Here is a 15,075-nt window from a genome sequence, read left to right as displayed (position 1 = left end):
CCGCGCACCAGGCGAGGCGCGAGGGGACGGGTGGATCAACCGTTGGGGGACGGTGCCCACCTGTTTGGACCGGCGGCGCGAGCGGGCGACGCTTACGGGGGTGAGTGTTGCCCGCCGCCGCCGGCCCCGCCGGCGGGCGCCCACCACGACCTTTGGTCGTGGTGGGCGCTTTGCGTGTGTCGTACCCCGTGGCGGGTTCGGCCCGATCAGGCGGCCGGCACGCGGTCCCCGGGCGGTGTCGGCTCCCGGTCGGCGGCCCGGCGCAGCGCGGCGACGTGCCGCTCCCGGGACGGCCCGGCCAGCAGATGCCCGAACGCGGCCAGGAGGCCGAGCCCACCCACGATCAGCCAGTGCCGGTCGCCGAGGTACTGGAGGCTCACCCCGCCGAGCGTGGGTGCGACGAACGCCGCGGCGGGGAACGTCAGGTAGAAGACCGACTGGTACCGCGCGCGCAGTTGCGGCGGTGCCAGATCCGCGTTGATCTGCGCGTTGGGCGGGGCGGCGAGCATCGAGCCGACCGTCCAGACGACCGCGGCGCCCAGGTAGACGGCCAGCTCGTCGGCGACCGCGAGTACGCCGAAGCCGACCGCGAGCAGGGCGGTCGAGGCCGCCAGCACGACGTCCTTGCGGTGCCGGTCGATCAGCCGGGGTACGAACAGTTGCCCGAGCACGATCAGCGCGCCGCCGAGCGCCACGACCAGCCCGTACGCCGAGGGGCCCAGGCCGTCCGCGCGCATGGCCAGCGGCATGATCGTCTGAGTCTGCAGGGTGAGCACGGCCAGCACGAACGTGAGCCCGACGAAGACCAGGAAGGTCCGGTCGGTGAGCGCGGTGTGCAGACCCGGTCCCCGGGACCGGACGGAGCGGTCCGCGGGCGGTGCGGTCGGCGTCGTCGCACTGCGCCGCAGGGTTTCCGGCACCTTCCAGCCGATCACGGCGGCGGCGGTGAGGGTGGCGGCCGCGTCGACCAGGAACAGCGCGGTGAAGCTCGCCTCGGCCAGCACCCCGGCGAGCACCGAGGCGACCGCCATGCCCAGGTTGAACGCCCAGAACTGGAGGTTGAATGCGCGTGAGCGGCGCTGCGCGGGCACCACGTCCACGATCGCCGCGACGAAGGCCGGGCTCGGCATGGAGTGCACCACGCCGACCAGTGCCGAGAGCACCGCGATCAACAGCAGGGGTCGACTGAAGGCCAGCGCCACCATCAGGACGGCGGTGACCAGGTGCGCGGCGAGCAGGGTGGACCGACGGCCCCACCGGTCGGCCAGCACCCCGCCGAGCAGCACGCCGGCCGCCCCGCCGGCCCCGTACGCGCCGACCACCGTGCCGGCCAGCGCCTCGCTGGCCCCTCGCGCGTCGGTGAGGTACAGCGACAGGAAGAGCATGGCGAACGCGCCCGCTCGGTTGATGAGCAGGCCGGCCCAGAGGTACCAGAAGGTGGCGGGAAGCCCACCCGCGGTGTCGTGCCACCAGCGCCGCAGGGCGTGCACCCGACCTCCCGATAGTTCGGTTTCCTAACTGTTTCCTCTGAACGGTAGGAAATCGACCAGGGTCCCGCTACCCGATTACCTGATCATGGGCTCTTCGTCACAGCGATCGGTCCGCCTGTCAGACGGTCGCCGCCTCCGCGGGTTGTGCCGCGGGCGGCGGCGTGGCGCTGATCGGTGCCAGCGCCTCGCCGGTGCGGCGCAGGGTGGCGGCGCGTCGCTCCCGGGCCGGGCCGGACACCAGGTGTGCCACCGCGGTCACGACGCCGATCGCGGCACAGGCGAGCCAGAGCGTGGCGTTGCCGGCATGCTCGCGCACCAGGCCGCCGAGGATCGGCGCACAGGCACCGGCGATCTGCCACGAGAGGGAGAACACGCCCTGGTAGCGCCCGCGCAGCTCGGCCGGGGAGAGCTCGGCGATCAGGGTGGAGTTGGACGGCGAGTTCAGCATCTCGCCGACCGTCCAGATCAGCACGGTCAGCCCGTAGAGCCAGACGGTGCCGGCGAACGCGGTCAGCCCGAACCCGGCACCCATCACCACGGCGGCCAGCGCGAGCACGTGCGAGCGGCTCCGGCCCCGGATCAGCCGGGGCACGAAGAGCTGGCCGATCACGATCAGGACGCCGTTGAGCGCGATCACCGAGCCGTAGGTGGCGGGGCTGAGGCCGTCGTCGCTCATGGCGATCGGCAGCATCGAGATGTGCTGGAGGAACACCAGGGCGGCCAACAGGTTCAGCGCCACGAAGCCGAGGTAGACCCGGTCGCTGAGGATCGTCCGCAGGGCGCCGCGCGGGGCCTTCGCCGCGGTGGCCGCACGGCCGCTCTGCCGGGTCTCCGGCACGCGGGTGAAGATGATCAGCGCGGTGATCAGCATGGTGGCCGCGTCGACCACGAAGAGCAGCAGGTAGTCGGCCTGCGCCGCGAGGCCGGCGAGGACGGCGGCGCAGGCGAAGCCCAGGTTGATCGCCCAGTAGTTGAGCGAGAAGGCGCGCAACCGGTCCTTCGCCGGCACCACGTCGATCATCATGGCCCCGAACGCGGGCCGGGCCGCCTCGGCGAACAAGCCGAGCAGCAGCGCGCCCAACGCCACGGCCCAGAGGTCCTTGGCCAGCCCGAGGCCGAGCATCATGGCGGCCGCGCCCACGTGCGCGGTGAGCAACGTCGGTCGCCGGCCCCACCGGTCGGCCAGGGTGCCGCCAGCGGTGGTGCCGACCGCGCCGCCGACGCCCCACAGCCCGAGCACCAGGCCCGCCTGGGAGGCGGAGAAACCGCGCTCCTGGGTGAGGTAGATGGCGAGGAAGACGAGGACGAACGAGCCGAGCCGATTGATCAGCGTGCCGGTCCACAGGTACCAGAAAGTGGTTGGCAGGCCGCCGGTGGTATCCCGGAACCAGCTCCGCATCGTCCGCACGTGGTGCCCCCGCTTGCAAGTAATGACCGATGTGACTTGAGCGCCTTACAACCTAGTCGGGCGCGGAGTCGCTGGTCACCAGCTTTTTCACGTGGTGGTCGTCACGACGGGTGCCCGCGTGTCCCCGCAGCGGTTGAGGCAGGATGATCCGCATGACTGCGAGCGAGGGGCCCACCGTCGGGACGCTGGTCCTGCTGCGGCACGGCGAGAGCGACTGGAACGCCAAGAACCTCTTCACCGGCTGGGTGGACGTCGACCTGACCGAGAAGGGCGAGGGTGAGGCGCGGCGCGGCGGCGAGCTGATGCGCGAGCACAGCCTGCTGCCGGACGTCGTGCACACCAGCGTGATGCGCCGGGCGATCCGCACCGCCGAGCTGGCGCTGAACGCCGCCGACCGGCACTGGATCGCGGTGCGCCGGTCCTGGCGGCTCAACGAGCGGCACTATGGCGCCCTGCAGGGCAAGAACAAGAAGCAGACCCTGGACGAGTACGGCGAGGAGCAGTTCATGCTCTGGCGCCGGTCGTACGACACCCCACCGCCGCCGATCGCCGACGACGACGAGTGGTCGCAGGTGGGCGATCCGCGGTACGCGCTGCTGCCGACCGAGCTGATGCCGCGCACCGAGTGCCTCAAGGACGTCGTCGAGCGGATGCTGCCCTACTGGTACGACTCGATCGTGCCGGACGTCCTGGCCGGCCGGACGGTGCTGATCGCCGCGCACGGCAACTCGCTGCGGGCCCTGGTCAAGCACCTCGACCAGATCTCCGACGAGGCGATCGCCAAGCTGAACATCCCGACCGGCATACCGCTGCGCTACGACCTCGACCCGCAGCTGCGCCCGCTCACCCTGGGCGGCACCTACCTCGACCCGACGGCCGCCAAGGCGGCCGCCGCCGCGGTCGCCAACCAGGGCCGCTGAGACGTTAGCAAGGGCCCCTTGTTATGCGAAAAGCGATAACAAGAGGCCCTTCCTTGCACGTCAGCTGGCGGTGGGGGCGGTCTCCCCGGTGATCAGGTAGACCACGTGCTCACCGGCGTTGACCGCGTGGTCGGCGAAGCGCTCGTAGAAGCGGCCGAGCAACGTGGCGTCGATAGCGGTCTCCACCCCGTACGGCCAGTCGTCGCCGAGCAGCATGGCGAACAGGTTCTTGTGCAGCTCGTCCATCGCGTCGTCGTCGCGGTCCAGCTCGCCGGCGAGGTCGGCGTCGGGCTTCGCCAGCACCGAGCCGATCTTCACCGCCATCCGGTCGGCGATGTCCGACATCTCGGTGAAGATCGTCCGCAGCTCCGCCGGTACGGCGGGCGAGGGGTGCCGGCGCAGCGCGGTCTTCGCCACGTGGTCGGCGAGGTCGCCCATCCGCTCCAGGTCGGCGGCCACGTGCAGTGCGGTGATCATGGCTCGCAGGTCGGAGGCGACCGGCGCCTGCCGGGCGAGCAGGTCACAGACCCTCTCCTCGACGTGCCGGTAGAGGTCGTCGATCTCGGCGTCCCGCTCGATGACCGTCTCGGCGGCCTGCCGGTCGGCGGTGAGCAGGGCCCGGGTGGCCTGGCGCATGGCGGCGCGGACGCCCTCCGCCATGTCCACCAGTAGTTGGCTGACGATCTGGAGATCGGCCCGGAACTCGTCGCGCATCATCACGTCCTGTGGTCGGTCGCCGCCGACGGGTGTCGGCGCAGGGGTTGAGCAGGTGCGCCGCCAACGGTAGGTGGCGCGGGCGGACCGTTGATGAACCCCGGTGAACGACGCCAGACGCGGGGGTGAACATTCGCGAAAGTGAGGGTGGTTCGTCCTGGTCTGTGTGGTAGCCAGGTTAACAATGACCCTACGATCGCCGGGTGGAGTGGGCGGTGGCGGTCGTGGTGGCCGTGGCGTTGGTGGCCGGGTTGGCCGCCGGTTTCCTGCTGTCCCGGTTCCTGCCGGCGCGGGAGGGCCTCTCCACGTCGACGGGGGGCGCAGGCTCCCGCTGGAGCAGGGGGAGGCCCGCGATAGCCGACGAGCAGCAGACCGGGCTCGGCCGCCGGACGATCGACTCGCTCCGGGCCGGTGTCGTGGTGCTGGACAACGACGACGTGCCCGTGCTGATCAACCCGGCCGCCCGCGCGATGGGTCTGCTGCGCACCGGCAGCACCCCGGGCTCGATAGCCGCACACCCGCTGATCCGTACCCTCGCTGGCCAGGTGCGGCGCACCGGGGTGCGGCGCGAGATCGAGCTGGACCTGCCCCGGGGTCGCGACAGCGCCGGGGAGAACCCGCTCGGCGTGCACCTGCGGGCGATGGGTCTCGGCAACGGCTTCATCGCCGTGGAGGCGGTCGACGTGACCGAGTCGCACCGACTGACGCGGGTGCGACGTGACTTCGTGGCCAACGTGAGCCACGAGCTCAAGACACCGATCGGGGCGCTTCAACTGCTTGCCGAGGCGTTGCTCGACGCCACCGAGCCGGCCGAGGCCGCGGCACCCGACCTCTCCGAGGACCTGGTCGCCGCCCGCCGGTTCGCCGAACGGATCCAGCACGAGTCGACCCGGCTGGGTCGGCTGGTGCAGGAGTTGCTGGAGCTGACCCGGTTGCAGGGCGCCGAGCCGCAGCCGCCGGCGGAACCGGTGGCGCTGGACTGGGTGATCGCCGAGGTGGTCGACCGGACCCGCACCACGGCCTCCGCCCGGGGCGTCGAGGTGTCGGTGACCGGGGAGCGCGGCCTCACCGCGTACGGCAGCGACACCCAACTCGCCACCGCGGTGGCGAATCTGGTGGAGAACGCCATCAACTACTCGGGTGCGGACACCACGGTCCAGGTCGCCATCCACGGCGACGACGAGCACATCGAGATCGCCGTCGCCGACCAGGGCATCGGCATCGCCCCGACGGACGTGGACCGGATCTTCGAGCGGTTCTACCGGGCCGACCAGGCCCGCTCGCGTGCCACCGGCGGCACCGGGCTCGGCCTGGCCATCGTCAAACACATCGCGAGCAACCATGGCGGACGGGTGGAGGTGTCGAGCACTCTTGGTGGTGGATCGACGTTCACCCTCCGGCTGCCCGCCCGTCCACCGGACGACCTGCTGGCGACACTGCCGCCGGCTGGGATCGAGGCCGGTCCGGCCGAGCTACGGCAGGTCTGACAGCAATGGAAAGGAAATCCCCGTTGAGCCGCGTTCTGGTGGTCGAGGACGAGGAGTCGTTCTCCGACGCCCTGTCGTACATGCTCCGCAAGGAGGGCTTTGAGGTTTCGGTCGCCGCGACCGGCACCGACGCCCTCACCGAGTTCGACCGAACCGGCGCCGACATCGTGCTGCTCGACCTGATGTTGCCGGAGATGTCGGGGACCGAGGTCTGCCGCCAGCTCCGGCAGCGGTCGGCCGTTCCGATCATCATGGTCACCGCCCGCGACAGCGAGATCGACAAGGTCGTCGGCCTGGAGATCGGCGCCGACGACTACGTCACCAAGCCGTACTCGCCCCGCGAGCTGGTGGCCCGGATCCGGGCGGTGCTGCGCCGGCAGAGCCCGGAGGTGGCCGACTCGGGTGCCCCCACCCTGGCCGCCGGGCCGGTGCGGATGGACATCGAGCGGCACGTGGTGACCGTCGACGGTGGTGCCGTGCAGCTGCCGCTCAAGGAGTTCGAGCTGCTGGAGCTGCTGCTCCGCAACGCCGGCCGGGTGCTGACCCGGGGTCAGCTCATCGACCGGGTCTGGGGCGCCGACTACGTCGGTGACACCAAGACGCTGGACGTGCACGTCAAGCGGCTGCGGTCCAAGATCGAGCCGGAGCCGTCCGCGCCGCGCTTCATCGTCACCGTCCGGGGCCTGGGCTACAAGTTCGAGCCGTGATCGGCGTACCCGAAAGGGCCCGCGCTCGGTGGGGCCAGACCGGCCGGGGAGATCACCCTCCCCACCTGTAGAGCTGCCCCAGATGTGGGACCGCCCAACCCCCCGAGAGCCGCCCGGCAGCCACCAACCGCGCGGCTCTCGGTGAGGCTTGACGGGCCCGCGGCGCGACGCGCGGTCAGCCCCACATGTGGGGCAGGTCGACAGGGCCCACGGGGTACGGACGCCAGACCAGCCACGTCCAGGGCGATGCCGGTCAGACCTCGTCGGCGGGGTGCGGGGCGACCAGGCCCTGCTTCGTTCGGGCCGCGCACAGCTCGGCCAGCCGCTCGTACGCGGCCGCGCCAATCAGCGCCGTCAACTCGGGCCCGTACGACAGGTACATCGGCTCGGCGCCGACGTGCGCGTCCGTCGAGGAGGTGCACCACCAGTCCAGGTCGTGCCCGCCGGCACCCCAGCCCCGCCGGTCGAACTCGGACAGGGTGGAGACCAGCACCTTGCTATTGTCCGGACGCTTGACCCAGTCCTGGTCCCGTCGGATCGGCAGCTGCCAGCAGACGTCCGGCTTGTACTCCAGTGGGTGCACGCCGTCGCGCAGCGCCTGGGCGTGCAGCGCGCAGCCACCCCCGCCAGCGAAATCGGCGTCGTTGAGGAAGACGCACGGACCGTCGGGACCCTGGGTCGCGGTCCGGCGGGCCGGGTTCTTGCCGTCGATGGTGTCGTTGTCGGTCCAGTTCTTGAACCCTCGCCGGAAGTGCTGCCAGGTCGACGGGGTGAGCGTCTTGACAGCGTTGCGGACCCGCTTCTCGTCGTCCGAGTCGGTGAAGAACGCCCCGTGCGAGCAGCAGCCGTCGGCGGACCGGCCGGCGATGATGCCGTGGCAGCCCCGGCCGAAGATGCAGGTCCAGCGGGAGAGCAACCAGGTCAGGTCGGCCCGGATCAGGTGGGCCTCGTCCGCGGGGTCGGCGAACTCGATCCACTCCCGGGGAAAGTCCAGCGGCACCTCGCGGCTGCGCGGGTCACCCGGATCGTCCACCACTACGCGGAGCTCCATCGTCACCCGGCCCAGCGTACGCGCGGTCCCCTCTGCGGGCCGGCGAGCCGCGCAAACGTCTTGCACCTAGGGTCTTCACCATGCGACTGGGTGTCCTCGACGTCGGATCCAACACGGTGCACCTGTTGGTGGTGGACGCGCACCACGGCGCGCACCCGTGGCCGGCGCACTCGGAGAAGGTGGTGCTCCGGCTGGCCGAGCAGATCGGCCCCGACGGAGCGTTGACCGACGCGGGCGCGGACGGTCTGGTCAAGGCGGTCGGCATGTCGAAGGCGGCGGCCGCCGGGCTGGAGGCCGACGACCTGATCGCGTTCGCCACCTCCGCGGTGCGTGACGCCACCAACGCCGCCGAGGTGCTGGCGCGGGTCCGCGACGAGACCGGCGTACGGCTGGCGGTGCTCTCCGGGGCGGACGAGGCGCGGATGACCTTCCTGGCGGTGCGGCGCTGGTTCGGCTGGTCGGCCGGTCGGCTGCTGGTGCTGGACATCGGCGGCGGCTCGCTGGAGATCGCCGCCGGGATCGACGAGGACCCGACCGTCGCGGTCTCGCTGCCACTCGGCGCCGGCCGACTGACCCGGGAGCGGTTGCAGGTCGACCCGGCGAGCGCGGCGCCGCCGTCCGCGGAGGCCGTCGACAAGCTGCGGGAGTACGTGGACGGCCGGCTGGACAAGGTGGTCGACCAGATGACCGGCGTCGGCTGGGACCGGGCGGTGGGCACCTCGAAGACGTTCCGCACCCTTGCCCGGCTGGCCGGGGCGGCGCCGTCCGGGGCCGGGCTCTGGGCGCGGCGCAGCCTGACCCGCGCCGGGTTGCGGCAGGTCATCGGCTTCATCCGGCACATCCCGCCGGCCCAACTGATGGAGCTGGAAGGGGTCAGTACGGGCCGGGCCCATCAGTTGCTGGCCGGCGCGGTGGTCGCCGAGGCGGTCATGCGCCGTCTGGATCTGGAGTCGTTGGACATCTGCCCCTGGGCGCTGCGCGAGGGGGTCATCCTCCGCCGGCTCGATCAACTCGCACCGATGTGACCGGGGCGGGCGGTAACGGGTGGTTTGCCGGCGCTCGTCACGATGGCGACGGCGCAGCCGGGCTACCCTGGCTGATGTGACTTCCCGCGTTCCGGTGCTCCTGTCCAGCTCGTCGGTCTTCCCCGAGCCGACCGCGGCGGCGTTCCAGCTGGCCGCGGCGCTCGGCTACGACGGGGTCGAGGTGATGGTCTGGACCGACGTCGTCAGTCAGGACGCGGGCGCGCTGCGCGGTCTCTCCGCCCACTACGACGTGCCGGTGCTCTCGGTGCACGCACCCTGCCTGCTGGTCACCCAGAGGGTGTGGAGCCCCGACCCATGGGAGCGGCTGCGCAAGGCCGCCGAGCTGGCCGAAACGCTGGAGGCACCGACCGTCGTGGTGCACCCACCGTTCACCTGGCAGCGCGACTACGCGCGCCGGTTCACCGAGGGGCTCGCCGAGGTGGAGGACCGGTTCACCGGGCTGCGCTTCGCGGTGGAGAACATGTACCCGGTGCGGATGGCGGGCCGGCGGTTCGTCCCGTACGTGCCCGGCTGGGATCCGACCGACACCGGGTACCCGTCGTACACCCTGGATCTGTCGCACTGCGCGGCGTCGCACAGCGACCCGCTGGAGATGGCCGACCGGATGGGCGCCGGGCTGGCCCACGTGCACCTCGGCGACGGCACCGGTGAGGGTCGCGACGAGCACCTGGTGCCCGGGCGCGGCACCCAACCCTGCGGGGAGCTGCTCTCCTCGCTGGCCGGGCGGGGCTTCTCCGGAGCAGTGGCGGTGGAGGTGGCGACCCGGGGCGCGAAGAGCCGGGCGGTGCGCGAGGCGGACCTGCGCGCCGCGTTGGAGTTCGCCCGCCAGCACCTGACCGCGCCGTCTCCGGTCGACGCCTGACCCCCGACGGGGACGTCAGGGCGTCGACCGGGACGACGTCAGCTGACCGGGGTGAGCGAGTCGGCGCCCGCCGTCGGCTGCGCGGCGACCGTCAGCTGCTCGCCGACCGCGGCCCGCTTGCGGGCCCGGTGCGCCGCCACGTGCGAGCGGGTGGCGCAGCGCTCGGAGCAGAACCGCCGGCAGCAGTTGGACGACGTGTCCAGGTAGACGTTGCCGCACCGCTCGTCGGCGCAGACGCCGAACCGGGCGCTGCCGTACTCGCAGAGCCAGACCGACAGCCCCCAGACCGCGCCGGCCAGGTATTCGGCGCTGACCGAAGCGCCCCGGCTGGTCACGTGCATGTGCCAGTCGCTGGAGTCGTGCCCGGAGATGCGCGGCTGGACCGGGAACGCCTCGAGCAGCGCGTTCAGCTCCGTCACCGCGTGGGCGTCCCGCCCCGAAGTGCCGTACTCGAAGACGTCGCGCAACCGCTTCTGTGCCCGCCGGAAAATCGCGACATCCCGTTCCGCGACCTCGTCGCGCATCCAGGCGTTTTCGTCGGGGAAGAGGGCCCGCAGGTCGTCGAGGTCGTCCAGGCGGGCGTTGACCAGGTCAACGCCGGTCCGGGCGTACGCGTCGAAGTTCACGCCCCCAACCGTAGACGACTCACGGGGTGCGCGGCGCGTCGATGTAGTGCGGCAGAAACCGCGCGTAGCCGTCGGTGATCAGACTCGCGCTCTCCCGCACCCCCACGCCCGCCGATTCGCCGTCGACGATCCAGCTGCCCAACACCATCCGGTTGCCGTCGAACTGCGGCAACGCCCGGAATTCCTGGTAGCACCAGCCCTCGTCGCCGTAGATCCCCGGGTTGGTGATCTCCTGCTCGGCGGTGACGATGCGTACCGAGCCGCCCTCCCGGCCCAGCAGCGGCTTGGCCACGTACTCCGGCATGTCACGCGGCGAGTCGAGGTACGCCGGCAGCAGGTACTCGTGGCCGGGGTACAGCTCCCACAGGACCGCGAGCAGCGCCTTGTTGGACAGCAGCAGCTTCCAGGCCGGCTCGATCCAGGTGGTCGGGGTGCCCGGGGCCAGCGCGGGCGGCCCGTACGGCTCGGCCAGCATCCACTCCCACGGGTAGAGCTTGAAGCAGGTGGTCACCGGGCGGCCGGTGGAGTCGACGAAGCGCCGGCCGTCCCAGCCGATCTCCTGGATGGGCTGTAGCTCCACGGTCAGGCCGGCCTGCCGGGCGGTCTCGGCCAGGTAGCCGGCGGTCATGTGGTCCTCGCCCGACTCCTCCTCGTTCGACCAGAGCACGTGCACCCGGGGGTCGTGCAGCCCGGCCCCGATCTTCGCCCAGGCGCCGACCAGCCGCTCGTGCAGGCTGTTCCACTGGTCCAGCTCCGGCCGGGTCTGCTCCAGCCAGTACCACTGGATGATGCTCGCCTCGACCAGCGCGGTCGGGGTGTCCGCGTTGTACTCCAGCAGCTTCGGCGGCCAGACGCCGTCGTAGGCGAGGTCGAACCGCCCGTAGAGGGTGGGCGGCGCCTCGCGCAGCGAACGGGCCACCGCCTCGGCTGCCCACTCCGGGATGCCGAACTCGGCGTACCGGTGCTGGGCCACCACGTGCTCGGCGGCAACCACCGACATCCGGTGCAGCTCCTCGGTGGCCTCCTCCAGCCGCAGCACCTCATCCAGGTCGAAGGCGTACGCGGCGGTCTCGTCCCAGTACGACATGACGCCGCCGTCGGGCAGCTCGGTGTCGACGTAGACCAGCCCCTGAGCCCGGATGGTGGCGTCCCAGTCGGGTCGTGGCGTGACCTGGTCGCGGCGCACCTCAGCCGCCGCAGGCGGCGAGGTGGGTGCCGAACCCGCCGCGCTCGGGCAGGGCCGCGGCCGTCGGCTCGGGGGCGGCGCGGCCGACGCCCGGGTCGGCGACCCGCATCGCGAGCGCGACCGTGTCGCCGCCGCCGACCGGCCCGAGGGCGCAGTCGTCGTCATCATCGTCGTCCGAGGTCATGTTGCAGCCGGAGAGGGCGAGCGCGAGAGCGGTGAGCGCGCCGAGCTGCACGGAGGCCGACCGGAGCCGGCGGCGGGGGCGTTGGTCCACGGCATCGTTGTAGCCGATCGACGCCACCGCCGCAGCCCCGGCCGCCCCTCGGCGGGGGCTCTGGCAGGGGCGTTACGCTCGGCTCATGCTCCGTTCCGTCATCCTCGCCGCCTCCCGGTCATCCCAGGTCGAGCGGCTCGTCGCGACCGCCCCGTTCACCCGGGACGTCGTCCGCCGGTTCGTCGCCGGCGCCGCCACCGACGACGCGTTGCGCGCGACCCGCGGCCTCGTCGACGACGGCCTGGCGGTCACCCTCGACCACCTCGGTGAGGACACCGTCCGTCCCGAGCAGGCCACCGCCACCCGGGACGAATACCTGAAGCTGCTGAAGATGCTCGGTGCCGCCGGGCTGACCCCGGCCGCCGAGGTGAGCGTGAAGCTGTCCGCCCTCGGCCAGATGATCGACGAGCAGCTGGCGTACGACAACGCGCGGGCGATCTGCGCGGCCGCCGACGCGGCGGGCACCACGGTCACCCTGGACATGGAGGACCACACCACCACCGACTCGACGTTGGAGGTGCTGGAGAAGCTGCGCAAGGACTTCCCGTCGACGGGCGCGGTGCTCCAGGCGTACCTGCGCCGCACCGAGTCGGACTGCCGGGAGCTGTCCTCGGCCGGGTCGCGGGTGCGGCTGTGCAAGGGCGCCTACAAGGAGCCGGAGTCGGTGGCGTACCAGTCGGCCCGCGAGGTGGACAAGTCCTACGTCCGCTGCATGAACATCCTGATGTCCGGCGACGGCTACCCGATGCTGGCCACCCACGACCCTCGCATGATCGCCATCGGCGAGGACCGGGCCCGGTGGTTCGACCGGGGGCCGGAGCGCTTCGAGTTCCAGATGCTCTACGGCATCCGCCCCGAGGAGCAGGCCCGGCTGGCCGGCGAGGGCTACACCGTGCGCACCTACGTCCCGTACGGCGACGAGTGGTACGGCTACCTGATGCGCCGGCTCGCCGAGCGCCCGGCCAATCTGGTCTTCTTCGGCCGGGCCCTGATCTCGAAGAAGTAGTCCGCACGCGTATCCGGGTCGACGGTCGTGGCTAATAGGGTTAGCTACGGCTATGACAACCAGCCAGGTGCGGCGGGACGGCGGCCACATCGCGTACGAGGTGCACGGCGAGGGCCCGTTGGTCGTCCTCTCGCACGGCATGGGCGAGAACCGGGCGAGCTTCCGGCACCTGGCGCCGCTGCTGGTCGCGGCCGGCCACCGGGTCGCCTCGGTCGACGTTCGGGGGCACGGGGAGTCCAGCGTCGGCTGGCCCACGTACGCCCCGGCCGAGGTCGGCGCCGACCTGCTGGCCGTGGTCTGCGACCTCGGCGCCGGGCCGGCGGTGCTGGTCGGCAGCTCGTCCAGCGCGGCGGCGGTGGTCTTCGCCGCGACCGACGCGCCCGAGCTGGTCTCCGGCATCGTGCAGATCGGCGCGTTCGTCGGTCAGCAGAAGCCCAACCCGGGGATGCGGGTGGCGCTGGCGGTGGTGCTGCGCAGCCCTCGACTGTTCGGGATGTTCCACAAGACGCTCTTCCCGGTGCACCGGCCCGCCGACGACGTGGCGTACCGCCGATCGATGGTGGCCAACCTGCGCGAGCCCGGCCGGATGGCCGCGGCGCGTCGGGTGGTCGTGCCGGTCGAGCCGCACTGGACCGCCCGCGCCCCGCAGGTCCGGCAACCGGTGCTGGTGCTGATGGGCGCCAAGGACCCGGACTTTCCCGACCCCGGTGCGGAGGCGCGGGCGGCCCGCCGGCTGTTCCGCACCGCCGAGGCCCGGATGATCGAGGAGTCCGGGCACTACCCGCACGCCGACCGACCGCAGCGCACCGCCGACGAGCTTCTCGGGTTCCTGGCGGTGTGCATCGGTGCCTAGGTCGGCCTCAACCAGCAGACCGTGTCGCTGAAGGCTGCGGGCGGCTTCGGCCTGTCCCGAGGGGTGGACCTCTCGTACCAACAACTGGTCGCCAACCTCGGCGTCTCGTTCCGTTCCTGGCCGCGCGCTCGCGTACCCTTCGCCGGGTGACCGACGGGGTGCATCAGCCATCACTGCGACGGCTCTGGCCACTGTGGACAGCGCTCGTGGTGTTAGTCCTCCTGCTGGGCTGCGGCCTGCCGACGGTGCTGCTGGTCGGCGTGGTGCGCGAGTCCGGGGACCGGGCCGTCGTCGGCCGGGTCGGCACGTCGGCTCCCGACGATCCCGCCACCGCGGTCGCCCGAGGACTGGGCGACCGGATGACCGCCCAGCTCAGACGGCAGTCCACCGCGCTGCTCGGCGGGGACCGGGCCGGCTTCCTCGCCGTCGCCGAGCCCGCCGTGCAGGCCGACCTGCGCCGCCGCTTCGCCGCGCTGCGCGCGCTCAAGGTCACCGTCTGGCGGGCCGAACCGAGCGGCCTGCCGGCACCGGTCGTCGGCAAACCGGGTGAGTGGCGGCTGCTGGTGCGCTTCCAGTACTGCTTCGTGGTTCCCGGCTGCCGCCCCAGCCCGGTGCTGATCGGCACCCGCTGGCGGGAGAACGGCGCCCAGCCCCTGCTGGTCGCCATGGAGGAGTCCAAGTCGGCGGAGACCGGCACCCGACCCTGGGAGATCAGTGACCTGGCCGTGGCGATCGGCCCGCGGACCATCGTGGCCACCACCCCGGCGCTGCGCGGCAGGTTGCCCGGCCTGCTCGCGCAGGCCGAGGCGGCGGCCACGGTCGCCGACGGGTACGTGGTGACCGGGTCGCCACCGGACCGGTACCGGATCTTCTACGCCGGGCGTAGCGAGTGGCAGAGCTGGTACGGCGGAGGCCGGCCACAGTGGACCGGCGGCTACGCGGTGACGGTGGGCGGCGGACACCACGAGGTGGTGCTCAACGCCGACGGGCTGCCGAGCAGCGGCGCCGACGACCTGCTGCGGCACGAGCTGACCCACGCCGCGTCGCTGCCGGAGCGCGGCTACCCGGGCAAGACGACCTGGTGGCTGGTGGAGGGGCTGGCCGAGTACGCGGGCGCGGGTGGCCAGCCGGTCGACCGGTACGAGGGACTCGCCCAGGTGCGCAAGCTGGTCCGGAGCAGCTGGGACGGCCGGCTGGAGGGCATCACCCCCGCCGACGACGCCTCCGCGGACCGGGTCGGTGGCAGCTACGGCGTCGGCTACCTGGCCGTCCGGCATCTCGTCGACCGGTACGGGCCGCAGCGGCTGCTCGCCTTCTTCGAGGCCGTGGTGCACGGGCGCAAGGCGTTCGAGGACGCCGCCGAGCAGGCGTTCGGCGAGCAGTGGTCGACGTTGCACGACGAGTGCGTGGCGTACGTCCGCGCCGCCGCCGCCTGACGGCCCGTG

General features: G+C 72.2%; 16 protein-coding genes. 9 read left to right on the top strand and 7 right to left on the bottom strand.

What is annotated here, in order from left to right:
• Positions 1-206: 206 nt before the first annotated feature.
• Together ACWD6N_RS17795 and ACWD6N_RS17790 are read right to left on the bottom strand one after the other, a co-directional pair.
• Positions 207-1,490: an MFS transporter gene (locus tag ACWD6N_RS17795; protein WP_354963603.1), complete on the bottom strand. Its 1,284-nt coding sequence runs from the start codon at positions 1,488-1,490 to the stop codon at positions 207-209.
• 118 nt (positions 1,491-1,608) lie between these two features.
• Complete coding sequence (locus ACWD6N_RS17790; protein WP_354963604.1) at positions 1,609-2,889, bottom strand: MDR family MFS transporter; 1,281 nt, start codon at positions 2,887-2,889, stop codon at positions 1,609-1,611.
• Between the two features lie 161 nt (positions 2,890-3,050).
• Here ACWD6N_RS17790 and ACWD6N_RS17785 point away from each other — a divergent pair, with 161 nt between their 5' ends.
• Positions 3,051-3,818 (top strand): phosphoglyceromutase, encoded by a 768-nt coding sequence (locus ACWD6N_RS17785; protein WP_354963605.1) that lies wholly within the window; start codon positions 3,051-3,053, stop codon positions 3,816-3,818.
• A gap of 60 nt (positions 3,819-3,878) precedes the next feature.
• Here ACWD6N_RS17785 and phoU read toward each other — a convergent pair whose 3' ends face one another.
• The gene (gene phoU, locus ACWD6N_RS17780; RefSeq protein ID WP_354963606.1) at positions 3,879-4,532 is read right to left on the bottom strand and encodes a phosphate signaling complex protein PhoU; all 654 of its coding nucleotides are present in this window, start codon (positions 4,530-4,532) and stop codon (positions 3,879-3,881) included.
• Positions 4,533-4,735: 203 nt separating this feature from the next.
• Between phoU and ACWD6N_RS17775 the strand changes: the two genes are divergently transcribed.
• The gene (locus ACWD6N_RS17775; protein ID WP_354963607.1) at positions 4,736-6,019 is read left to right on the top strand and encodes a sensor histidine kinase; all 1,284 of its coding nucleotides are present in this window, start codon (positions 4,736-4,738) and stop codon (positions 6,017-6,019) included.
• A 23-nt stretch (positions 6,020-6,042) separates the two neighbouring features.
• The gene (locus ACWD6N_RS17770) at positions 6,043-6,726 is read left to right on the top strand and encodes a response regulator transcription factor (RefSeq protein ID WP_074314832.1); all 684 of its coding nucleotides are present in this window, start codon (positions 6,043-6,045) and stop codon (positions 6,724-6,726) included.
• A 253-nt stretch (positions 6,727-6,979) separates the two neighbouring features.
• Here the strand turns inward: ACWD6N_RS17770 and ACWD6N_RS17765 are convergent, their stop codons facing one another.
• The gene (locus tag ACWD6N_RS17765) at positions 6,980-7,777 is read right to left on the bottom strand and encodes a hypothetical protein (RefSeq protein WP_354963670.1); all 798 of its coding nucleotides are present in this window, start codon (positions 7,775-7,777) and stop codon (positions 6,980-6,982) included.
• A gap of 80 nt (positions 7,778-7,857) precedes the next feature.
• Between ACWD6N_RS17765 and ACWD6N_RS17760 the strand changes: the two genes are divergently transcribed.
• Complete coding sequence (locus tag ACWD6N_RS17760; protein ID WP_354963608.1) at positions 7,858-8,802, top strand: Ppx/GppA phosphatase family protein; 945 nt, start codon at positions 7,858-7,860, stop codon at positions 8,800-8,802.
• 76 nt (positions 8,803-8,878) lie between these two features.
• On the top strand, positions 8,879-9,685 hold the full coding sequence (locus tag ACWD6N_RS17755) for a sugar phosphate isomerase/epimerase family protein (RefSeq protein ID WP_354963609.1): 807 nt from the start codon (positions 8,879-8,881) through the stop codon (positions 9,683-9,685).
• Positions 9,686-9,723: 38 nt separating this feature from the next.
• Here the strand turns inward: ACWD6N_RS17755 and ACWD6N_RS17750 are convergent, their stop codons facing one another.
• From ACWD6N_RS17750 to ACWD6N_RS17740, 3 genes are read right to left on the bottom strand one after another with little or no spacing between them, the layout of a single operon-like run.
• Entirely contained in the window at positions 9,724-10,311 is a 588-nt protein-coding gene (locus ACWD6N_RS17750; RefSeq protein ID WP_354963610.1) for a CGNR zinc finger domain-containing protein, read from the bottom strand.
• A 19-nt stretch (positions 10,312-10,330) separates the two neighbouring features.
• Complete coding sequence (locus ACWD6N_RS17745; RefSeq protein ID WP_354963611.1) at positions 10,331-11,497, bottom strand: glutathionylspermidine synthase family protein; 1,167 nt, start codon at positions 11,495-11,497, stop codon at positions 10,331-10,333.
• A gap of 1 nt (position 11,498) precedes the next feature.
• Complete coding sequence (locus ACWD6N_RS17740; protein WP_354963612.1) at positions 11,499-11,771, bottom strand: hypothetical protein; 273 nt, start codon at positions 11,769-11,771, stop codon at positions 11,499-11,501.
• Between the two features lie 85 nt (positions 11,772-11,856).
• Between ACWD6N_RS17740 and ACWD6N_RS17735 the strand changes: the two genes are divergently transcribed.
• The 4 genes from ACWD6N_RS17735 to ACWD6N_RS17720 are packed head-to-tail and all read left to right on the top strand — an operon-like array spanning position 11,857 to position 15,066.
• Entirely contained in the window at positions 11,857-12,777 is a 921-nt protein-coding gene (locus tag ACWD6N_RS17735; RefSeq protein ID WP_354963613.1) for a proline dehydrogenase family protein, read from the top strand.
• Positions 12,778-12,829: 52 nt separating this feature from the next.
• Positions 12,830-13,630, top strand: a complete 801-nt coding sequence (locus tag ACWD6N_RS17730) for an alpha/beta fold hydrolase (protein WP_354963614.1) — start codon at positions 12,830-12,832, stop codon at positions 13,628-13,630.
• Between the two features lie 21 nt (positions 13,631-13,651).
• A complete protein-coding gene (locus ACWD6N_RS17725; RefSeq protein WP_354963615.1) occupies positions 13,652-13,780 on the top strand; it encodes a hypothetical protein in 129 nt (42 codons plus the stop codon).
• A complete protein-coding gene (locus tag ACWD6N_RS17720) occupies positions 13,777-15,066 on the top strand; it encodes a hypothetical protein (RefSeq protein WP_354963616.1) in 1,290 nt (429 codons plus the stop codon). The genes ACWD6N_RS17725 and ACWD6N_RS17720 overlap by 4 nt, the downstream gene beginning before the upstream one ends.
• Positions 15,067-15,075: the final 9 nt, after the last annotated feature.

Source organism: Micromonospora sp. NPDC005163, assembly GCF_053599835.1.
Note: the sequence above shows the minus strand (reverse complement) of the source record. Positions and strands in the feature narration are given on the sequence as shown.